We start from the raw sequence: 21,482 nt of genomic DNA, 5'->3' as shown, positions 1-21,482 counted from the left end.
CCTGTTAAGCATTCTGAGCTGTTGGTTCAATAAGATCATTGATCCACAAGATGCTGATCACCGATGTATCCGAAGAAATGTCAAATTGTGCTTAGGCTAAAGTTAGGCCTTAGATTTGGTTTTAACTTTAGGTTTGATCATACTGCCTTTAACTAAAACTTTAGGGACTCGAACGGTCGCTTGTCGCTCATACATCTCAAGGAAGCTGTAGTAATTTACCAACACTTCAAAGACTTGCTTTCGCCTTGACTGATTACCTATTTCAAGTAACAATGATTGCTGATTCATCTCAGGAACTGATGGCATCAAAGGAACCGTATCGAATAATGTTTTAAATCCATCCTGTTGAACAGTGTTCATTTGGGTTTTCCACATTTCTCCAAATAAATCATCCTTACCTTTTAGTTCCTCGTACTTCCTCGCATCAAAAACTAAAATTAGATCAAGATAAGTATACTGTCCAGCATATTCACGCCATGCTCCAAAATAGCCTGTCATACTGGATATAGGTTCCCTACTACGATTACGTAAAAACATTTCAGTGATATTTTTTGAGAAAATCTGCTGATTAACTTCTGCCCCATTTGACTCCAGACCAAAGCGAACTCGATAAAGAATACATTCCTTTTTAAGCAAGCTTTTTAAATATTTCTGCAAACTATTCAACCTCAGTCCACACTTTTTATAACTCGCTTCAATATGATCATTTGTAGAAATATCCTCATCACTAACACCTACCGCTTGGACATAGTCTACATATTCAATGACTTCAGCGATCGTTTCATGATTATCAATTTTAGACTCACCTAAGTCCGCTGTTACGGAATGCTGCACTTGTTTCCAGATTTTTACATCCAACTTAGACTGTCTAATATTCGAGTGATAATTCAATCGAAGTTGCTTGACCAGTGCATTGAATCTTTCAGCACCTTGCTTACTGGTTTTATCCACCAGTTGTTGCATCTGACAAAGATACATATTCTTTAAAAAGAATTGCACATTGATATTCAACTTAGACAAGAAAGGACTCATGCTTAATCGTTGTAAGTCAGATAAGTGACTGCATATCCATAACAATTGATGACCAATACGCGTGATTGAACGCTCAATTTCTTCAGCAGTCAACTCCACATTCCCCAGTCGAATAGGTAGATCAAATGCACCAACTGTGGTATCCATCACAGTCGCCATAAATATTTCTATATTCTGAATGAGCCCTATAAAATTTGGAAAATCGCTTAACTCAATTACCAACTCGCGATTGAAAATTTGTGAAATCATCAATCTATTTTTTGCGATGATAGGTAGATGGCGGACAGCCCATATTTTATCATCCTGATATTGTACTAAATCCTGAAAAGATTTTCGCGCCATCATCGTTAGATCGACAGGAAAATTACGTTCATCTAAAAGTTCAGAGGCATACCAGACTTGATTGATCGGGTAATTTTGGTTATTGGAGGTATATAGAAACTGGATAACATTATCTACATGCTTAAAAAAGCCCAAAATCCAATATTTAAAATCCTTTATTTTACGTTTATCCGTTAACTTAATTTCCCCATCGATAACATCTTTTTTCAATCCTTGAACAAGTTGCTCCCCCCAATGATGAATATGAAAAGGCCGATCAATCAAAACCTTTTTAAACTCAGATTCAAGTCTTTTAACTATCTTGGCTGCTACTTGTTCTTTTTTATTTTTTAATATCAATACAACGTTGAGATTTAATCCTGATACAAGATCGTGTTCCACCTTGGTCATCATAAACAATAATCCTGCAATCCCCTGCATAATCTGCTGTAACTGTGGGATTCGTATCAATCGATCTTGAATAAACGAATGATAGTCATCCATTCCACTGAACTTGAAAGGAATCTGAATATTTAAGGACAGGCAATAAAGCGATTGATATCTTTCTAGTAGAGCATCAAGAAGCTTCTCGCTCGTGACTAGAGGTGTTAGGGCAGTAATTACATAATTCGGCTGATAGTTAGTTGTACTTAAATACTGTTTCAAGCAAAACAAAATCTCGAAATACCAATGAGGTTGAAGATGCTTTGCATTACTTACATTTGTTGGAAACTCTGTAGTCGCATTTCCATTTAAATGTGAATACAGGTGATGCTGATGATTATTTAAATTTGATGATGATTGTTTATGAAGATTCAGCATACACCAAATTAAATAAAGTCCATCGCCAATTTTAAGATATAGCAATACCACCGCATTCGGGTCACAACTTAAAGCTTCGATCTCTTGTCTTTTAAGCACCCAATACGATGTCGTACTGTTCATTAAATTGTGCTTAAACTGATCCAAAGTCAAAGAAGAGTTTTGCTCAACAAAACACCACAAATACTGCAACTTTTCCAACTCATCGATCAGCTGTTGAGTATGATCAAAACCACTCGCATCGCCTCCATAAGAAGCCATCATTTGTAGTTTTTTAAATTTCAAAATATGAAATATATCTGCAATATTAATTTCTAAATTATTCCAATTAAAAGTATCTAGAATGCCTATATATCTTGATTCTTTCATCATTTCAAAATGTATTATTACATGTATTATTTGAATTATAGCGTATAGGAAAGTTAAAAAAATATATCTATAAAATATTATTTCATAGTCTATAGATAACAATCCTTTATATTATTTTCAATAAAGTGATTCTCAATTTTATTATTTCATAAATAGAAGCCGCAAAAAAAGCAGAAGATTCTACTTCTGCCCTAAAACTAAAAATATCTTTTCGACTCAGTTCACTAAAAATCACATTCCTACAAATGCACATACATAACAAAACGTATGGTGGATATACTGGACGAAACCATCCAAATCAATCGCAGCTTTCCTAAAAAATATCAGCAATTACCTTTAAGCAGAATTTCTTGCAATATCTCAGGCTGAGTTCTCAACTCATGGATAATGGTCTCAGCGATGTAGCCACCACTATAAGGCATTTTATAGCCGAATTTCTCCATCTCTCTAGAAGGATATTTTGACTTGAGGATTTGATTGATGCTTTTCAGTTCCATCTGTAATTTTTCTATTTTTTTAGTTATTGATGCTGGCTTTCTTCGCACACTACTAGAATCAGCATAAGCTTGTTTAGCTGACTGCCATTCCTGCTCAAGCGACCAGAGCATTTTTTGCTTCTCTGCAAGCTCTTCCTTAAGCCACTGAATATCATAGACCTCAAAGGCTTTGAGTAAATCATTAAGAATAAAATTAACTGCTTGATTCAGGTTCTTCCATTTACCACGACGTGCCACTTGATCACGTAAAATCCGATATATAATTTCCCGTCTTGGATATAAATGCTTGTCGTAACGAACTTTGACTGCAATGATTGACTTTGCACTTTTGGCAAGTGTACGGTTCTGAATAAACTCCACTCCACCGAGCATTTGCACATAAGCAATTAAAATATCTGAATATTGCCTTTGGAAAATTTTGGTAGGTAAGTCATTCACCTTAACCCTTAATGCATTAAGCTGTGTTAAAAGCTCAGCGAGCTGAGATGGTTTGAAGGGAATATTCAAATCACTTCCCATCATTTCAGCAAAAGAAATTCTCTCCTCATTAACTGAAAAATCATTCTGCTGCATTCTTTTTATGATTTTTTCTTTTTGATCAATATATGATTGATTCTCCGTTGCTATTAACTCATCATCCAATTCACACTGATAGTAGTAACAAAAGTTTAACCATATATTTTGCTCAAGCTGCTCTAAGCTTGATATTTTTTTATCAATCATAATTTATTAAAATACAGATAATTGTATAGCATAATACTACTATATTTCTAGATATGCGTACTGCTCTATTTTAAACATTTTCTAAATTTTATAGTTATCCCATCAATGAACTGAACTAATAGTTTTAATATTATAGGTTGATTTCCAGCCAATATTTAAGGTTAAAAAATTAGTTCTTTTATCTAATTGCGATAATCACAAAAGGATCAAAGATATGGGCTACTTAACATCTAAAGAAATTCGCCACAAACTCAAAAATTGCTCTACATCGACTTTATGGCGTTACCAACAACCTAATCAAAAAATGTTCGAGCAACCAATGCCTCAACCTATTAAGAAATGCGCTGGCTCTACTAGCCTTTGGGATGAAGAAACGTTTAACGAATGGCTAATCAAATATTTCAATAATAACCAAATGAGTAATCTGTCTAGCTAGACAGATTACTTAATTTTTTCCACCATTTTTTATAAGCCTTCGACATCTCTTTTTGATAATCATAATAGTCATATGTCCCCTGTTCCCCAGGCATCACATGACCAACCATCAGTTCCGCAACATCCCTACTTGTAAACGCACTGAAATTTGTCCTTGCTGTACGCCGTAAATCATGCATAGACCAATGATCCATTTCAATTTTATAATTCTTCCTTGCAAATTGCATGAAGTTATAAGGGGTATCTGTTGGCCCACTACGCCCCATTGGCTCTTTGCCATTTTCATGTGGGAAAATGTATTCAGAATTACTCAAATCCATTGCAGACTGAAGCCACGGTTTGATCTCATCAATAATAGGTCGAACAATGTCCCCTTTACTTTCTCCTGTCTTATGATTTTCATACGGTACTGTCCATGTATTTTTACTAAAATCAAAATCTGATTTCCGTGCAAGCCTCAACTCACTATATCGATTACCATAAAACAAACATAACTTGAGAAATAAAACATTCCTTAATGATGTTCTAGACTCATCACAAATTTTAAAAATTAAAGACAACTCATCATCTTGTAATACTCGAACAGTTTTATTTTTCTTAATATTCAAGTCACGCTTTCCAGTGATATGTCTTATGGGATTTTGCTCAATTAATTTTCGATTAATCCCCCAATCCAAACACTGCTTTGTATTAGTAAGAATGCGATCAGTTATCGATGGCGACTGTTTAAATTGCTCTTCTAGTAAATCTAACCACATATGTAATGTGATTTGCTCAGCAGGTATGCTACCTAACTTTGGGAAAACATAAAGTTCAAATGATCTCAAATATTGATCTGCATTCTTTTTATTAGGAATACTATATTTCGCATGCCACTCGCGAAATAACGCTTCAAAAGTTATAGCCTCTGTGATCTTGTGAAGCTCTACTTTTTTATGAATACGTGGGTCATGTCCCTTTTCTAAAATTGCTTTCATTTTCTGCAATTCAATACGAGCCTCTTTAAGGCTCATATTTGGGTAGGTTCCCAAGTCTAAACGAGCTTGCTTATCGTTATATCGAAAACGCATCTGAAAAGTGAGTTTTCCTTTTTGCGATACACGAACGCTCAATCCATCTTGATCAGACTCTGTATGTATAGCTGAACGTTCACGATCTAGATTCTTCTTAAGCCACGTATCTGTTAAAGGCATTTTACTCCACCTGTGTACATATTTTTTTTTAAATAGAAAATTCTAGAAAGTGTGTACACACATATGTACACAAACATACTGACTAGACTTGAAATCTATTGAATGGGGTTGAAAGATATACAAGATAAAGAATATCAATATTTTTATATTTTTACAGTACTTACAATGCTTTTATTATCATATTTGAAATAGGTTGAATGGGCTTGAATAGATATCAAATATTTGGGTGGGAAATGATCGCAAAGGTGCGACGTTGGGCAACTTGTGCCGCTAATTCATCTTTAAACATGAGAAAAATCTACACTTATATGCACCCATCCGTATCTACAAACTGAGACATTGGCGAATGGCATGCGAAGGAATTTAAAATTGGCGCAATTGTAGCAGATTTAGAAAATATATTTATCGATTGTTGATAGGTCTTGAGTTATCCACAAATTAGCACTCACTCAGTTCTAGAGTCGAATGTTCAGATTCATCGAGGTATCTCATCTTAGGAGAATAAAACCTGAATTACTGCCTTTGTGAAATTGAGAACATAACAGTCAGGTTCTATGGCTTTAGCTCATAGCACGATTGGGTTAGGATGAAAGCAGTCTAGAAATCATCCAACCTTTTCTCACCGCTAAAAGAGTAAAAATATGTCACAACAAGATTATGAAAATGGATTAAAAGTTCGCACTGAAGTGATGGGAGAATCCTTTGTCAAACGTGCGCAGGATAATACCGTACCTTTTACCCAGCCATTACAAGATTGGATCAATGAACATGCTTGGGGTTCAACATGGCAGCGCGAAGGTGTGCTACCACGCAAATATCGCTCTCTTGTAACCATCGCTTTTTTAACGGCACTAAAAAGTCCAACCGAGCTGAAAGGGCATATTCGTGGTGCATTGAACAATGGCGCAACAGTTGAGGAAATCCAAGAAGTGTTATTGCACAGCTTGCCATATTGTGGCGCCCCAGCAACACAAGAGGCTTTCCGAGCAGCATTAGAAGTGATCAACGAATATCAAGCCCAATAGACTGAAATCAAAATCAAGCTAAAATCCCTAATTACATTAGGGCTTTTAGCGCTTCCATTCATCAAAAATTAAAGCGATTCGGAAAACTTTTTTATTCGTAATACAATTCTGAGCAACTAAAAATAATGATTTTTCACGATCTCGATAAAAGCATTTGCTTCCTCATGATCAATATGTTGGGATTTGACTACACCTACATGCAAATTGAGAGAGAAATCATTTAATTCAATGATCTCCAACCCATCATGATTAACTATAAATTTATCAAATAAAGCTTTTGGATAAATACCGAAGCCGTCACCATTCAAAATACTTTGTAATTGCAACTCAACTCCATAAATTTCTTTATTGATATAAAAACCTAACTTTCTTTCATATAAAAGTTTGGCTAAGCTTTCTCTAAAACAGCAATTTTCAGGATGCAGTACCCATCCACGCTTACTACATTTTTCTAAACTATTATATTTATAACAGTCTCCTTTTCGAGCAACGATAACTAAGGGAAGCGTACCAACGTCAACAAAAGAAACTGAAGCAGCTAAGCTCAGGGTAGGTGGTAGCATCAACACCGCTAAATCAATTTCACCCGCATGAACTTGCTGAATAAGACCACTCCCCCATCCGCTATAAATATCAATGTCGTAATATGGATTAATTTTGTTGGATTCACTCATGACTAAGTCCAACAGATCATCAATCAATACTTGTGCAATACCAATCTTTATATTTTTTTTAATAATTTCACTACTTTCAGTATGAAAATTTTTGAGTGATTCAAACTGTCGCAATATAAAACAACTTTTAAAATAAACCTTTTTTCCTAACTGGGTTAATTGTAATGGTCGTGTACCTCGATTGAACAAAACACCTTTAACAATCTCTTCCATATTAAAAATGCGTTTTGTCACCGTCGACTGATTGACGCCTAATTTCTCGGAAGCGACGGTAATAGACTGATGATCAGCTACATATATAAAAGTTTTTAAATCCCTAATATCCAAAACTTTATACCTCAGATCGAATTACTTTAAATACTTTCTAAACTGGCAAGGCGAACATCCAGTCCATCCTCTAAATGCGCGTGTAAAAGCACTGTGTTCCGTATAACCCAATGTATATGCGATATCAGACAAACTCACATTTTCATTTTTTAATAAAAACAAGGCTTTTTCATGTCTTTTTTGTTTAACTAATAATTTAAATTCTTCGCCTTCACTTCTTATTCTTTTAGATAACACCCGCGGTGTTAATCTCATTTTTTTTGCTACTTTAATAAGATAAGGTTCTCCTTCCGATAAAATATTGCTGATTTGAATATTCACTCTACCAATAAAATCTATCTTATCCTCGCTTTTAAGTGGACAAGATGCAAAGAAGGCCTGCATACATAGTTCATCGAACTTTTTGCAAATCGTAACTGAGTCAAATAAATCACTGGTATATAGGGCATATTTATAGGCATCATCCAAGTCTGGTTCAAATATAAAGTGCGTATTCTCAACAACTAAACGATCTGTTAAACATTTAAACCCATCTAACAGATCTTGCCCAATAAAATCCTGATTTAATATTTCACAGCGATAAATCAAAACAATGCGAAAATGATCCAAAGACAAACTATTAATTAAAGAAAAAAACTTATCTATCTCCAAGAGAAAAAAAATTACTGCATGCTTTAGATCTTTATTGCCGACTTCAATAATATGCAGTCTTATATTTTTTTCACAATGTGAAAAAGTATGAAACATATTCTCCATCTCATATTTCAACTCTTAAGAGCTTATCAAACCTTGGTCTTATTTTTTTGACACTTTATATCCTATAAATAATCATTTTAGGAAAATTAAACAAACAGGTCTTTCTTCTCCTGTTTGTTTAATTTAATTTTTGATCTAAACTTGCTAGTTACAAATAAATAATCACATGATTATCTCTTATCTTTAAACGATAGTGTTCTGACACTCATCTCCTTTCCATGATAAACGTTCTACTTTATATTTCTGATCAAAATCAATACGTAACTGGCAACGTTTATAATCCTGTGTATTGGGTACGCGAATATCTAATACATAGTTCCACGTTTTGACTAGCATCAATCCTTCATTGAAATGTGGATTTCCTAAAATGTGGCGAAGCTGATCTTTATTCATTCCCACACCTAAACGCGCAACGTCATTCATTTCATAACGTTTAACCAATTTCAGATAACTTTTATCGACTTCCGGAAAAGTAACATCCTGTGCATGCATGGCATCTGTTTTGCTATGTGCTTGGCTTGGCAATACAGCACCCAATAAGCTCATCATCATTAAGGCTTTCATCTTTTTCATCTCGATTCTCACTTATTATTGTTTAAGTCAGGGAGAACCCTAAATGGCTCTCCCAAAGTTAAATAAATAATCAGTCAAATACACCGCTTAGACCGACTCGGAAGCTTGGATCGCCCTGAGAAGCTGCTGCAACACCAGTTGTGAGTGACCATCGGCCGTTATCTGCGGTCTTACGCAGTGTTAGACCCACGGCATTTTCACCACCATGGTAAGCAGCCCCAACGGCATAGGTATATTTACCTGAAATATACGGCGCGGTTTCCAGTGCCATTGCTGCTGCAACCCCTGCATTCGCCATTTTTTTGACATCGTCAATCCGTTGATTGGTGTCGTAGAAGGCCTGTTGCATTTGATCGCCAAGGTTTGTGATTCGATCACCTAATGCCTGATCGGCATTATTAAGTGCATTGAGTGCATCTCCTACATTGTTATGTGTGTTGCCACCAACCTGATAACTTGGTGCGGTCCAACCTGCACTTGGATCATAACCCGCTCCGCCACCTAAGGCCTTAGCTACATTTTCATAAGATTTATGCAATTGGCTACCGTTAATTGCATCTTTTGAATCTGCTGCAATTGCCCCTTCAGCCACAGCTGTAACTTTCCTGCTTCCTGCATCAATACCACCTTTGGTGATACTTGGTCCTTCCGCGATACGAACACCATCTGCTGCAATCGTAGTTCCACCTGCACCGCCTACATTGACCTGATTGGCATTAACATCCTTAGCCGTCACACTGTCGACGGTAATGTCTTTGGCTAAACCGACTTCATAATCCTTACTGCCATCAGCTTTAGTCGTTTCGTTTACGCTAATGTTGCCATCTTTATTGCTGACCGTTGATTTGGCTGCTGCAGCCGCACCTCGAACTGAGTTGATTGCATCATCAATGTTGTTTTTACCCGTACCACCCACATTACTGGTCGTAATTGAGCCGTCTGGATTCACTTTGGCATTACCTCCGACCACGTTTTTCACGCTGTCTGCAACACCATGTAATTGACCACCGTTGATCGCATCTTTAGAACCTGCCGCTACAGTACCATCGGCAACACCCGTGACTTTGTTATCACCTGCATCAATCCCGTCTTTAGTCACGCTTGGACCGCCTGCAATGGTTAAACCATCGCCATTGATGACCGTATCACCCGCAGTCACGCTATCGACTTTAACGTCCTTCGATAAGCCAACTTCATAATCCGTACTACCATCTGCATTTTGACGACTACTTACAGTGACATTTTCGTCGCCAGCCGCTTTACTTACCGTGGTTTTGGCCTCTTGTGCAGCTTTACCCACAGCGCCAATTGCATCATTGATGTTGTCTTTTCCTGTTCCACCAATGTTGCTTGTGCTAATGCTGCCATCAGGATTCACCGTGGTATTTCCACCGATTGCTCCAGCAACACTATCTGCAACACCTTTTAACTGGCTGCCATTGATTGCATCTTGTGAATCAGTTGCAATACGCCCTGGTGCAACACCTGTAATCACCGTATTGCCTGCATCTATGCCTCTTGCACTAATACGTGGACCAACGCTATTCCCCATCGGGTCAGCGAAACCAAGACCATCCTGACCAAGAATTGTGGTGTTTCCAGCTTGGTCTTTTAAGCTCACACCTTTGGCATCCAGAATAGTTTCATTGCCGTCTGCATCTGTTGCGGTGACACTGTCAAATTTCACGTCTTTTGCAGTAGCTACTTCATAGTTGGTACTGCCATCAGCATTCTTGCTTTGCGTCACCACCATATTGTCGCCTTCGGTCACCGTGGTTTTGGCTGCAACGGCCTGACCTCGAACTGAGTCAATCGCGTCATGAATGTTGTTTTGACCTGTGTTCCCTACATTGCCCGTAGTAATTGAACCATCAGGATTCAGCGTCGTTTCACCACCAATTGAGTTACGAACACTGTCTGCAATAGCATGGATTTGACCACCATTCACGGCTTCGGTTGAACCTGCGGCAATCGTGCCATCTGCAACACCACTGATCTTGCCTGTAGTTCCGTCAATGTTGACATCACCGACTTGAACCGAATCAAATGACACATCATCTTTGGTTGCAACGTTATAGATATCTTGACCATCAGCACCTGTGGTTTTAGTCACTGTAATGTTCTTGCCTTCTGTCACTTCGGTTTTCGCAGCAGCAGCTTCACCTTGAATCGCATCGGCAACCGTATCGTAGCCTTTGCCGCTCACTGTAAATGGACCATTCAACTTACCGCCTTCATTGGTCACGCCACCACCCAAGATATCACCTGTAGAGGCAACGCTATCATTCAGCTGACCGCCATTGACTGCATCTTTAGAGCCTGCTGCAACAGTACCATCTGTAACTCCACTGATTTTGCCTGTCGTGCCATCAATATTGACGTCACCCACTTGAACCGAATCAAAGGAGACGTCATCTTTGGTCGCTACGTTATAGATGTCTTGACCATCAGCACCTGTGGTTTTAGTGACGGTGACGTTCTTACCTTCGGTCACTTCGGTTTTCGATGCAACAGCGGCTTTGTCTAATTGACCTTTGTTGACTGCATCAGTGTCGTCAACACCTGCACCAACATTGCTAATTGGGTTACCCGCTGCATTGATGCCTGACTTGGTGATACTTGGGCCATTCGCAATAGTGACACCATCGGTATTAATCACCGTATCGCCCGCAGTGACACTATTCACTTTCAGATCTTTATTCAGACCATATTGAATCGTTTTGCCTTCTTTACTCACCGTGAGATTTTCTTCATCATTCACTGTGCCGATATCAACTGTGTCACCTGCTTTGATTGCACCGGCATTGGCACCGTTACTTTGTAGGTTCCAGCCTTTGTCCAGCTCTGAAATGGCTGCTCCAACATTAGTGACATTATTGCCGTTTACCGTATAGCTTGGCGCAGTCACGGTGCCATCTGGATTAACCACTGAACCACCGCCCAAAGCATCCGAGACACTCTTGGCTGTACCTGCCAACTGGCTACCATTGATCGCATCTGTTGAACCTGCTGCAACAGTACCATCTGTAACGCCACTGATTTTGCCTGTCGCTCCATCAATATTCACATCACCCACTTGAACCGAATCAAAGGAGACATCATCTTTGGTCGCTACGTTATAGATGTCTTGACCATCATCACCTGTAGTTTTGGTCACAATAACATTCTTGCCTTCCGTCACTTCTGTTTTAGAGGCTGCAGCTTCACCTTGAATCGCATCGGCAACCGTATCGTAGCCTTTGCCACTCACAGTAAATGGACCATTCAGCTTACCGCCTTCATTGGTCACGCCACCACCCAAGATATCGCCTGTAGACACAACGCTATCGTTGAGTTGACCACCATTGACCGCATCTTTAGAACCTGCGGCAACTGAGCCATCTGCAACACCACTGATCTTGCCTGTGGTTCCATCAATGTTGATACCATTTGGACCACCAACTGTCACATTATTAAAGTCCACATTATCAGCTGTTGCGACTTCATAATTGGTACTGCCATCCGCATTGCTTGATTCTGTGATCGTGATATTTTTGCCTTCACTGACCGTATTTTTACTTGCCGCTGTTGTCGCATCTAATTGACTTTTATTGACAGCATCTGTTCCTGCCGTTCCAGGTGCCACATTCGTGATCTTGTTACCTGCTGCGTTAATGCCTGACTTAGTGATACTTGGCCCGTTGCTAATGGTGACACCATCGGTATTAATCACCGTGTCACCCGCAGTCACACGATCAACTTTCAGATCTTTATTCAGTCCGTATTGAATGGTATTGCCATCTTTGGTGACCGTCAGATTTTCTTCACCATTGACTGTACCGATATCAACCGTGTCACCTGCTTTGACTGCACCTGCTTTGGCACCGTTACTTTGCAAGTTCCAACCTTGATCGAGTTGCTCAATGGCATCCCCCACATTACGAACCGTTTCTCCGTTTACTTCATAACTCGGTGCAGTCACTGTACCATCTGGATTAACCGTTGAACCTCCTCCCAAAGCATCCGATACACTCTTCGCTGTACCCGCCAACTGGCTACCATTAATCGCATCGGTTGAAGTAGCACTCACATCGCCCGCAGTGACTCCACTAATTTTGCCTGTGCTGCCATCAATCGTGACATCACCCACTTGCACATTGTTAAACTCAACATTATCCGCAGTTGCAACGTTATAGATGTCCTGTCCTTTTGCACCTGTGGTTTTAGAAACGGTGATGTTTTTGCCTTGAGTGACTTCGGTTTTGGCTGCCGCTGCGGCATTATCGAGCTGGCCTTTATTGACGGCATCGCTATCATTCACGCCTGCACCGACATTGCTAATTGGATTACCTGCGGCATTAATCCCTGACTTGGTGATACTTGGGCCATTAGTAATGGTCACACCATTATCATTCACTAAGGTATCGCCTGCTCGGACACTATCAACGCGAAGGTTTTTATTGAGACCATACTTAATCGTATTACCATCTTTGCTGACTGTCAGGTTTTCTTCACCATTAACTGTACCAATATCAACCGTATCCCCTGCTTTGACTGCACCTGCATTGGCACCGTTACTTTGTAAGTTCCAACCTTTATCCAACTCAGTCAAGGCAGCACCCACATTGGTCATGGTGTTGCCGTTGATCTCATAGCTTGGCGCAGTCACAGTGCCGTCTGGATTCACTACTGAACCACCGCCCAAAGCATCGGATACGCTCTTGGCTGTGCCAGCTAATTGACTGCCATTAATCGCATCTGTCGAAGTCGCACTGACATCACCTGCGGTTACTCCACTGATCTTGCCTGTGCTGCCATCAATTGCAACGTCACCTACGTCTACATTGTTAAACTCAACATTATCCGCAGTTGCAACGTTATAAATGTCTTGTCCATTTGCACCCGTGGTTTTAGAAACCATGATGTTCTTGCCTTGAGTCACTTCAGTTTTCGCTGCCGCTGCAGCATCGTCCAACTGTCCTTTATTGACAGCATCGGTATCATTCACGCCTGCACCGACGTTGCTAATTGGATTACCTGCAGCATTAATGCCTGACTTGGTGATACTTGGACCGTTGCTAATGGTCACACCATTATCATTGATTAAGGTATCGCCCGCTCGAACGCTGTCTACCTTCAGATCACGGTTTAGGCCATATTTGATATTGTTACCATCTTTAGTCACAGTCAGATTTTCTTCACCATTGACTGTACCGATATCAACCATATCTCCTGCTTTGATTGCACCAGCATTGGCACCATTGCTTTGTAAATTCCAGCCTTTGTCCAGTTCTGAAATCGCGGCGCCAACGTTGCTGACATTATTACCATTTACCGTGTAGCTTGGTGCAGTCACGGTGCCATCTGGATTCACCACTGAACCACCACCTAAAGCATCGGATACGCTCTTGGCTGTTCCTGCCAATTGGCTACCATTGATTGCTTCATCTGAGGTTGCACTGACTTCGCCCGCAGTTACACCACTGATTTTGCCCGTGGTGCCATCAATCGTGACATCACCGACAGTGACATTGTTAAACTCAACATTGTCTGCGGTTGCAACGTTATAGATGTCCTGTCCATTTGCGCCTGTGGTTTTGGAAACCGTGATGTTCTTACCTTGGGTGACTTGGGTTTTGGCTGCCGCAGCGGCATCGTCGAGCTGACCTTTATTCACGGCATCGCTATCATTCACGCCTGCACCGACGTTGCTAATTGGGTTACCTGCTGCATTGATACCAGACTTGGTGATACTTGGGCCATTAGTAATGGTCACACCATTATCATTCACTAAGGTGTCGCCAGCCCGCACACTATCAACGCGAAGGTTTTTATTGAGACCATATTGAATGGTATTGCCATCTTTAGTGACAGTCAGATTTTCTTCACCATTAACTGTACCGATATCAACGGTGTCGCCTGCTTTGACTGCACCCGCTTTGGCACCATTGCTTTGTAAGTTCCAACCTTGATCGAGTTGCTCAATGGCATCACCTACATTACGAACCGTTTCTCCATTTACTTCATAGCTTGGTGCAGTCACGGTGCCATCAGGGTTTACGGTTGAACTGCCACCCAAAGCATCGGATACGCTCTTAGCTGTACCTGCCAACTGGCTGCCATTAATCGCATCAGTTGAAGTCGCACTCACATCACCTGCGGTTACCCCACTGATCTTGCCCGTGGTTCCATCAATCGTGACATCACCGACTGCGACATTGTTAAACTCAACGTTATCTGCGGTTGCGACTTGATAATTGGTACTGCCATCTGCATTGCTTGATTCTGTGACCGTGATATTTTTACCTTCACTCACGGTATTTTTACCTGCTGCGGTTGCTGCATCTAATTGGCTTTTATTCACCGCATCTGTGTCAGCCACCCCTGCACCGACATTAGTAATTGGATTACCTGCAGCATTAATACCTGACTTGGTAATACTTGGACCATTAGTAATGGTCATACCATCGGTATTAATAACTGTATCTCCCGCAGTGACGCTGTCTACTTTCAGATTTCGGTTTAAACCGTATTGAATCGTGTTGCCATTATTGGTCACCGTCAGATTTTCTTCGCCCGCAACTGTACCGATATCAACTGTGTCGCCTGCTTTAATGGCATCTGCGCCAGCACCATTTGTTTGTAAATTCCAACCCTGATCCAAAGCTTCTATCGCATCACCAACATTATTGATTGGAGTATCATTCACGATATAGCTTGGTGCGGTTATCGAACCGTCTGAATTAACCACCGAGTTACCGCCTAAATGATTTGCGGTTGACTCAGCCAAATTGCCTAAAGCCTGTTGGGTTGAATAGAGTTGTGAACCATTAATTGCATCAGTACTGCTTTCGCTGACACGACCTGCAGCAACATTGGTGATTTGGCGTTCGCTACCTTCACTGCCTACACTGACCACACTGCTTGGACTGGTGCCTGCATAGTTATAAGTAATATCGCCAACGGTCCCATTCGATGTTGGATTGGCTGCTGCAGTGACTGAACCTGAACCTAATGCCACATCATCGGCATTGCTTGCTACAGCATTGGAACCGAGTGCAGTCCCACGAATTGCTTGCGCCTGAGCTTCTCCACCTAATGCAACAGCGTTATCACTCGTCGCCTGAGCACCAGCACCGATTGCAGTTGACTCAACCCCTGAAGCATTTGATAAAGCACCAAAAGCACTCAACGTTTCCCCACTGGCTTTAGCCGTTGAACCCATAACCGTAGCAGCAACACCCGAAGCTTCGGCAAAATTCCCGATTGCGGTTGCATGACCTGCGGTTGCTTTTGCCTGATTACCTGTCGCAGTGGTAAAATCAGCTGTCGCTTCTGCGCCTGCACCTAATGCATTTGCACCTGAACCCGTGGCTGAACTGGCTTCACCCACTGCAAGTGTATTACGCCCATCTGCATTCGCTTCACTACCAATTGCTGTAGCTGTACGAATAATGCCATCATCTTCAGTAACACCTCGTGCCGTTGCCCCATACCCCATTGCAATATCACGGGTGTTTGCTGCATTAGCAGTATCACCTAAAGCAATAGCACCAGCTGCTGATGCTTTAGAAATATTCCCGATGGCAACTGAACCCTGACCAATCGCTTCATTTGTGTTACCAATTGCTACCGCACCACTTGCCAAAGTGGTTGCACCTGTATCCCCTGCCGCAGTGTTGTCCTTACCTAAAGCAACCGCACCACTACCGCTAGCTCGGTTTGGATCACCGATGGCAACTGCACCATCACCATTAGCTACCTGATCACGACCTATTGCAACTGCCCCACCGTCAACTGTCTCCGAATTAGCAGTCGTGCCACTTGAGCCAATCGCAACATTTTGGCCTGTCGCTCCTGTAGTCACTTTATTCCCTACTGCAATATTATTGCTATTATCTAAAGCAGTCTTGGCATCACTACCAATTGCAATATCTCCGCTACCTTGCGCGGTAGCAGCATGACCTATAGCGACTGTTTCCTCAGCAGTTGCTTGTGCCCGACTTCCAGTTGCGAGTGCATAGTTTCCTGAAGCAGTTGCACTATTCCCAACAGCTGATGCTTCTAAGCCACTTGCAGTCGCAGTATTTCCCAATGCACTTGAAAAATTACCAGCTGCTTTTGCTGAATTACCCACTGCAATCGAATTATCAGCACTAGCTTCAGCAGAGTTACCAATCGCTGCAGCAAAGTTATCTGTTGCCTGCGCGGCATTGCCTATTGCTAAAGTATTATTTCCATCTGCTTTGGAGTTACGCCCCAAAGCAATCGCTGAAATATTACCCGCTCCACTTCGTGCATAAGCTGTATCGCCAACAGCCATATCTCCACTGGTTACAGCCTGTGCAGCATCGCCTAGTGCTAGTGATTTATCCCCTGTTGCTTGAGCAGCTCGCCCTATAGCTGCTGAACCTACACCGCTCGATACGGACCGATTACCAATCGCAGTTGCATCAACAGCCGAGGCTTTTGCCGCTGTATCAGGCGTTTCTCCAGAACCTATCGCAATTGCTTTATCTGCTGAGGCATTTGCATTTACCCCAAAAGCAGCCGTACCATTCGCTGTAGATTGAGAACCATCCCCCAAGGCAATTGATCGATCTCCCGATGCCCGTGTATTTCGTCCAATTGCTGCAGCGCCAACGCCACTCGCCAATGAAAGATTACCCACTGCTGTCGCACCCACTGCTGTCGCTCTTGCTGCAACAGCCTTACTATTTCCAGAACCAATCGCTGTTGCATTATTAGCAGAGGCTGTTGCATTTACACCTAAAGCTGCCGAGCCATTTCCTGTTGCTTGTGCTACTGCACCAAAAGCGACTGCACCTAGGCCTGTGGCATTTGCCTGAACACCAAAAGCTGCAGATGCATCGCCTGTAGCTTTGGAAGTCATTCCATAAGCAGAAGAAAAGTCTCCTGTCGCATTTGCCTGTACGCCGACGGCTGTTGAACCTTGCATCGCAGTTGTTGTTGGATATTGTCCTGCAACTATCGTACCGCCTGTAATTTGGTTGTATTTTGCTCTTAAAGCAGCATCATTTGCTAACCGGTCAACATCATCACCACCAATCGCCACCGAAGAATTTCCTGTTGCCCGAGTATTTGCACCTAAAGCAACAGATTGGTCGCCACCTGCACGTGAAAATGCACCAATAGAAATACTTTGGTTCGAAACACCACCAACCGATTGTGTCGATGCCGCTCGTCCAATTGCAATTGAATCATTTGTAGGCGCACAAGCATTGGGACCAAATGCAAGACTATTGGTTGATTCCGTACCACTGCCTGTACTTGCCGATGTACAGTTCGTAAAAGTTGAACCACCATTCAACTCATAACCTGCAAAACTATGACTACTATAAAAAATCGAACTCATCACCGTTGCCAATAAAATTGGCTTAAACAAAGATTGTGTATACAGTAAATTAGAATTTAAAGGAGGGAGACTACGAGCTGCTACCGTTGATGTTACTGAAACATTGCGTTTTTTCGTTGTACCGCGTGCAAGCTCTGAAACAACCGTCCATAAACCTAAATATTTATTCCAAACTAAGCGATATATTTTATTCATGATCGAGTGCCTTTCTTATTAATAAGCACTATTTAATTTAGAGAATAAAATGAGGGACTATTTAACAGTTACATCCAAAAACTTAACATTTAAGTTGCTTTTTTTGTAAGTTTTAAAATTAGATTAAAAAATAGAAAAACATTAACATTACAGGAATGTTTGATAAACATAATAGGCAGAGCATATTTACAATTGAAACATTTCTCAAATCACAGTTAAATAAAAAATAATATTTAATTTTACAAACCATATTCTACCAACCAACATCTTATATTATTTTTTAAAAATTATTAAATCACCAACCAGAACACATCATTTAAATTTATTAAAGATAAAACAACTATATAAATAAAAAGAGCAAACCTAAACATCGATTTACTCTTCTTATTATATTTAAATTACCACTGAATATTCACACGGCGGTTTGGTGCTAGACATTCAACCAACTGGGTATTGCGTGCTTGACCAGAACATTGCTGATAGACACTGGTTCCACCACTCACCTGTATTTGAATACGTTTTGGATCTACGCCTCGTTGTACTAATAGCTGAGCTACTGTATTGGCACGACGTGAAGACAAGTCTTGGTTATAGTCAAACTTACCAAGTCGATCTGCATAACCCGAAACAGTTACAGGGTTTTCGGATTGCTGAATTGCTGTCGCCATACTCTCAAGATTGCTTGAGTTTGGTTCTATCGCATTACTATCTGAGCGATCAAAGGCAAAAAATACCGTTCCTGTCTGTGGAGCCGTTTGGATTGGTGCAGGCAATACTGCTGGAACCACATTATTCACGCCCCAAGTCATCAAACCTTGGCACTCTTCACCTTTCCAAGACAAACGATTGGCAATGTATTTCTTGTCAAAATCAATGCGTAGCTGACAACGTTTATAATCCTGTGTATTCGGCACGCGAATATCCAAGACATAGTTCCATGTTTTCACCGCAAAGACACCTTCACTAAAGTGCGGATTGCCGAGAATATGGCGGAATTGGTCTTTGTTCATGCCCACATCTAAACGGGCAACATCATTGTATTCATAACGTTTTACCAGTTTAAGATAACTTTTATTCACCTCAGGAAAAGTCACTTCATCAGTCGTTTGTAACTCGACTTCACCTTGCGCCTCAACAGGGGTGACTGCCTGACTATTCAATGCAATGCCCGCAAGCGCCATCATCATTAAAGCTTGAATCTTATTCATATCCGTTCTCACTTATTTATTGTTTGAAGAAAGGAGAGCCTTTCGACTCTCCCTAAAAACTTAATCAATGATGGTGCTGACACCAACTCGAACCAGTGGACTATTGCCTTGGCTTCCCATTGCCGCCCCAGTCGTGAGTGACCAACGACCATTGTCGGCTGTCTTACGGAAGGTCACACCAATTGCACTTTGCTCGTTGTAATACGCCGCACCTGCTGCCATGGTGAGCTTACCAGGTACAAATGGCGCATTTTCAAGTGCAGCAGTTGCAGCAATCCCCGCAGACATTTTGTCTTCCAGCTTATCCATACGCTTATTGGTATCGTAGAAGGCTTGTTGTAACTGATCACCAAGATTAGTTACACGGTTATCAATTGCACCTAATGCATCACCAACGTTGTCATATTTTCCGCCTGCAACATCGTAGCTTGGCCCTTTCCAGCCTGTACTTGGGTCATAACCCGCTCCACCACCAAGCGCCTTACCAACATCTTCATAAGAACGATGTAGCTGCCCACCATTGATTCCATCTTGAGAACCACTGGCAATCGCACCATCCGCAACACCTGTGACTTTTTTGCCACCCGCATTGATGCCCTCTTTGGTCATGCTTGGCCCTTCCACGATACGAACACCATCTGCTGCAATCGTAGTTCCACCAGCGCCACCTACATTGACCTGATTGGTATTAACATCCTTAGCCGTCACACTGTCTACGGTAATGTCTTTGGCTAAACCGACTTCAAAGTCCTTACTGCCATCAGCTTTGGTCGTTTCGTTTACGCTAATGTTGCCATCTTTATTGCTGACCGTTGATTTGGCTGCTGCAGCCGCACCTCGAACAGAGTTGATCGCATCATCAATGTTGTTTTTACCCGTACCACCCACATTACTGGTCGTAATTGAGCCGTCTGGATTCACTTTGGCATTACCTCCGACCACATTTCTCACGCTGTCTGCAACACCATGTAATTGACCGCCATTGATTGCATCTTTAGAGCCTGCTGCAATAGTCCCATCGGCGACACCCGTGACTTTGTTATCACCTGCATCAATCCCGTCTTTCGTCACGCTTGGACCACCTGCAATGGTTAAACCATCGCCATTGATTACGGTATCGCCCGCAGTCACGCTATCAACTTTAATGTCCTTCGATAAGCCAACTTGGAAGTCTGTACCGCCTTCATCATTTGGACGGCTTGTAACAGTGACATTCTCATCACCATCAGCCTTGCTTACTGTGGTTTTCGCTGCTTGGGCTGCTTTACCTACAGCACCAATTGCATCATTGATGTTGTCTTTGCCTGTTCCACCAATGTTGCTTGTGTTAATACTGCCATCTGGATTGACGGTGGTATTCCCTCCAATTGCATTCGATACACTATCTGCAACACCTTTTAACTGACTGCCATTGATTGCATCGGTTGAATCTGCTGCAATACGCCCTGGTGCAACACCCGTAATCACCGTATTGCCTGCATCTATGCCTCTTGCACTGATACGTGGACCAACGCTATTCCCCATCGGGTCAGCGAAACTAAGACCATCCTGACCAAGAATTGTGGTGTTTCCAGCTTGGTCTTTTAAGCTCACACCTTTTGCATCCAGAATGGTTTCATTGCCGTCTGCATCTGTTGCGGTAACACTGTCAAATTTCACATCTTTTGCAGTGGCAACTTCATAGTTAGTACTACCATCCGCATTCTTGCTCTGCGTCACCACCATATTGTCGCCTTCGGTAACGGTAGTTTTGGCTGCAACTGCCTGACCACGAACTGAGTCAATCGCGTCATGAATGTTGTTTTGACCTGTGTTCCCTACATTGGAAGTGGTAATTGAACCATCTGGATTCAGCGTCGTTTCACCACCAATTGAGTTTTTAACACTGTCTGCAATAGCATGGATTTGACCACCATTAATCGCTTCGGTTGAACCTGCTGCAATCGTGCCATCTGCAACACCACTGATCTTGCCTGT

General features: G+C 41.5%; 11 protein-coding genes and 1 pseudogene. 2 read left to right on the top strand and 10 right to left on the bottom strand.

Translation table 11 applies throughout. The annotated features are described in order from the left end of the window. Positions 1–102: 102 nt before the first annotated feature. Both F902_RS20865 and F902_RS20860 read right to left on the bottom strand, forming a co-directional pair. The gene (locus F902_RS20865; RefSeq protein ID WP_005206870.1) at positions 103–2,547 is read right to left on the bottom strand and encodes a hypothetical protein; all 2,445 of its coding nucleotides are present in this window, start codon (positions 2,545–2,547) and stop codon (positions 103–105) included. Between the two features lie 320 nt (positions 2,548–2,867). Beyond that, on the bottom strand, positions 2,868–3,764 hold the full coding sequence (locus tag F902_RS20860) for a hypothetical protein (RefSeq protein ID WP_005206863.1): 897 nt from the start codon (positions 3,762–3,764) through the stop codon (positions 2,868–2,870). A gap of 214 nt (positions 3,765–3,978) precedes the next feature. Here F902_RS20860 and F902_RS20855 point away from each other — a divergent pair, with 214 nt between their 5' ends. Further along, the gene (locus tag F902_RS20855) at positions 3,979–4,200 is read left to right on the top strand and encodes a hypothetical protein (protein ID WP_005206861.1); all 222 of its coding nucleotides are present in this window, start codon (positions 3,979–3,981) and stop codon (positions 4,198–4,200) included. On the opposite strand, the gene F902_RS20850 is transcribed toward F902_RS20855, so the two are convergent. Beyond that, positions 4,193–5,392, bottom strand: a complete 1,200-nt coding sequence (locus tag F902_RS20850; RefSeq protein WP_004890115.1) for a tyrosine-type recombinase/integrase — start codon at positions 5,390–5,392, stop codon at positions 4,193–4,195. The two genes, F902_RS20855 and F902_RS20850, sit on opposite strands and share 8 nt — an antisense overlap. Positions 5,393–5,612: 220 nt before the next feature. Beyond that, positions 5,613–5,681: pseudogene (locus F902_RS23135) on the bottom strand (hypothetical protein); the annotation flags it as partial. Between the two features lie 352 nt (positions 5,682–6,033). On the opposite strand from F902_RS23135, the gene F902_RS20845 reads away from it, so the two are divergent. Next, on the top strand, positions 6,034–6,417 hold the full coding sequence (locus F902_RS20845; protein WP_004804368.1) for a carboxymuconolactone decarboxylase family protein: 384 nt from the start codon (positions 6,034–6,036) through the stop codon (positions 6,415–6,417). A gap of 116 nt (positions 6,418–6,533) precedes the next feature. On the opposite strand, the gene F902_RS20840 is transcribed toward F902_RS20845, so the two are convergent. From F902_RS20840 to F902_RS22255, 6 genes are all read right to left on the bottom strand, one after another. Continuing rightward, positions 6,534–7,418, bottom strand: coding sequence for a LysR family transcriptional regulator (locus F902_RS20840; protein ID WP_005206859.1), 885 nt, complete (start codon positions 7,416–7,418; stop codon positions 6,534–6,536). 21 nt (positions 7,419–7,439) lie between these two features. Then, entirely contained in the window at positions 7,440–8,165 is a 726-nt protein-coding gene (locus tag F902_RS20835) for a helix-turn-helix domain-containing protein (protein WP_005206856.1), read from the bottom strand. Positions 8,166–8,357: 192 nt separating this feature from the next. Next, a complete protein-coding gene (locus tag F902_RS20830; protein ID WP_005206855.1) occupies positions 8,358–8,747 on the bottom strand; it encodes an outer membrane protein assembly factor BamE in 390 nt (129 codons plus the stop codon). A gap of 70 nt (positions 8,748–8,817) precedes the next feature. Next, entirely contained in the window at positions 8,818–18,297 is a 9,480-nt protein-coding gene (locus tag F902_RS20825) for an ESPR-type extended signal peptide-containing protein (RefSeq protein WP_005206854.1), read from the bottom strand. A gap of 398 nt (positions 18,298–18,695) precedes the next feature. After that, a complete protein-coding gene (tpgA, locus tag F902_RS20820) occupies positions 18,696–19,505 on the bottom strand; it encodes a trimeric autotransporter adhesin/peptidogylcan-associated protein TpgA (protein ID WP_005206853.1) in 810 nt (269 codons plus the stop codon). 60 nt (positions 19,506–19,565) lie between these two features. Continuing rightward, on the bottom strand, positions 19,566–21,482 hold a 1,917-nt coding region (locus F902_RS22255), incomplete at its 5' end, for a YadA-like family protein (protein ID WP_005206852.1).

The organism is Acinetobacter higginsii (assembly GCF_000369525.1).
Lineage (GTDB): Bacteria > Pseudomonadota > Gammaproteobacteria > Pseudomonadales > Moraxellaceae > Acinetobacter > Acinetobacter higginsii.
The sequence above is the reverse complement of the archived record's forward strand: the minus strand, read 5'-3'. Positions and strand labels throughout refer to the sequence as shown.

What these genes read in the sequence shown, in the direction of transcription:
- F902_RS20865 (WP_005206870.1), bottom strand. Translation starts at nt 2,547, where the DNA reads ATGATGAAAGAATCAAGATATATAGGCATTCTAGATACTTTTAATTGG.
- F902_RS20860 (WP_005206863.1), bottom strand. Translation starts at nt 3,764, where the DNA reads ATGATTGATAAAAAAATATCAAGCTTAGAGCAGCTTGAGCAAAATATA.
- F902_RS20855 (WP_005206861.1), top strand. Translation starts at nt 3,979, where the DNA reads ATGGGCTACTTAACATCTAAAGAAATTCGCCACAAACTCAAAAATTGC.
- F902_RS20850 (WP_004890115.1), bottom strand. Translation starts at nt 5,392, where the DNA reads ATGCCTTTAACAGATACGTGGCTTAAGAAGAATCTAGATCGTGAACGT.
- F902_RS20845 (WP_004804368.1), top strand. Translation starts at nt 6,034, where the DNA reads ATGTCACAACAAGATTATGAAAATGGATTAAAAGTTCGCACTGAAGTG.
- F902_RS20835 (WP_005206856.1), bottom strand. Translation starts at nt 8,165, where the DNA reads ATGTTTCATACTTTTTCACATTGTGAAAAAAATATAAGACTGCATATT.
- F902_RS20830 (WP_005206855.1), bottom strand. Translation starts at nt 8,747, where the DNA reads ATGAAAAAGATGAAAGCCTTAATGATGATGAGCTTATTGGGTGCTGTA.
- F902_RS20825 (WP_005206854.1), bottom strand. Translation starts at nt 18,297, where the DNA reads ATGAATAAAATATATCGCTTAGTTTGGAATAAATATTTAGGTTTATGG.
- tpgA (WP_005206853.1), bottom strand. Translation starts at nt 19,505, where the DNA reads ATGAATAAGATTCAAGCTTTAATGATGATGGCGCTTGCGGGCATTGCA.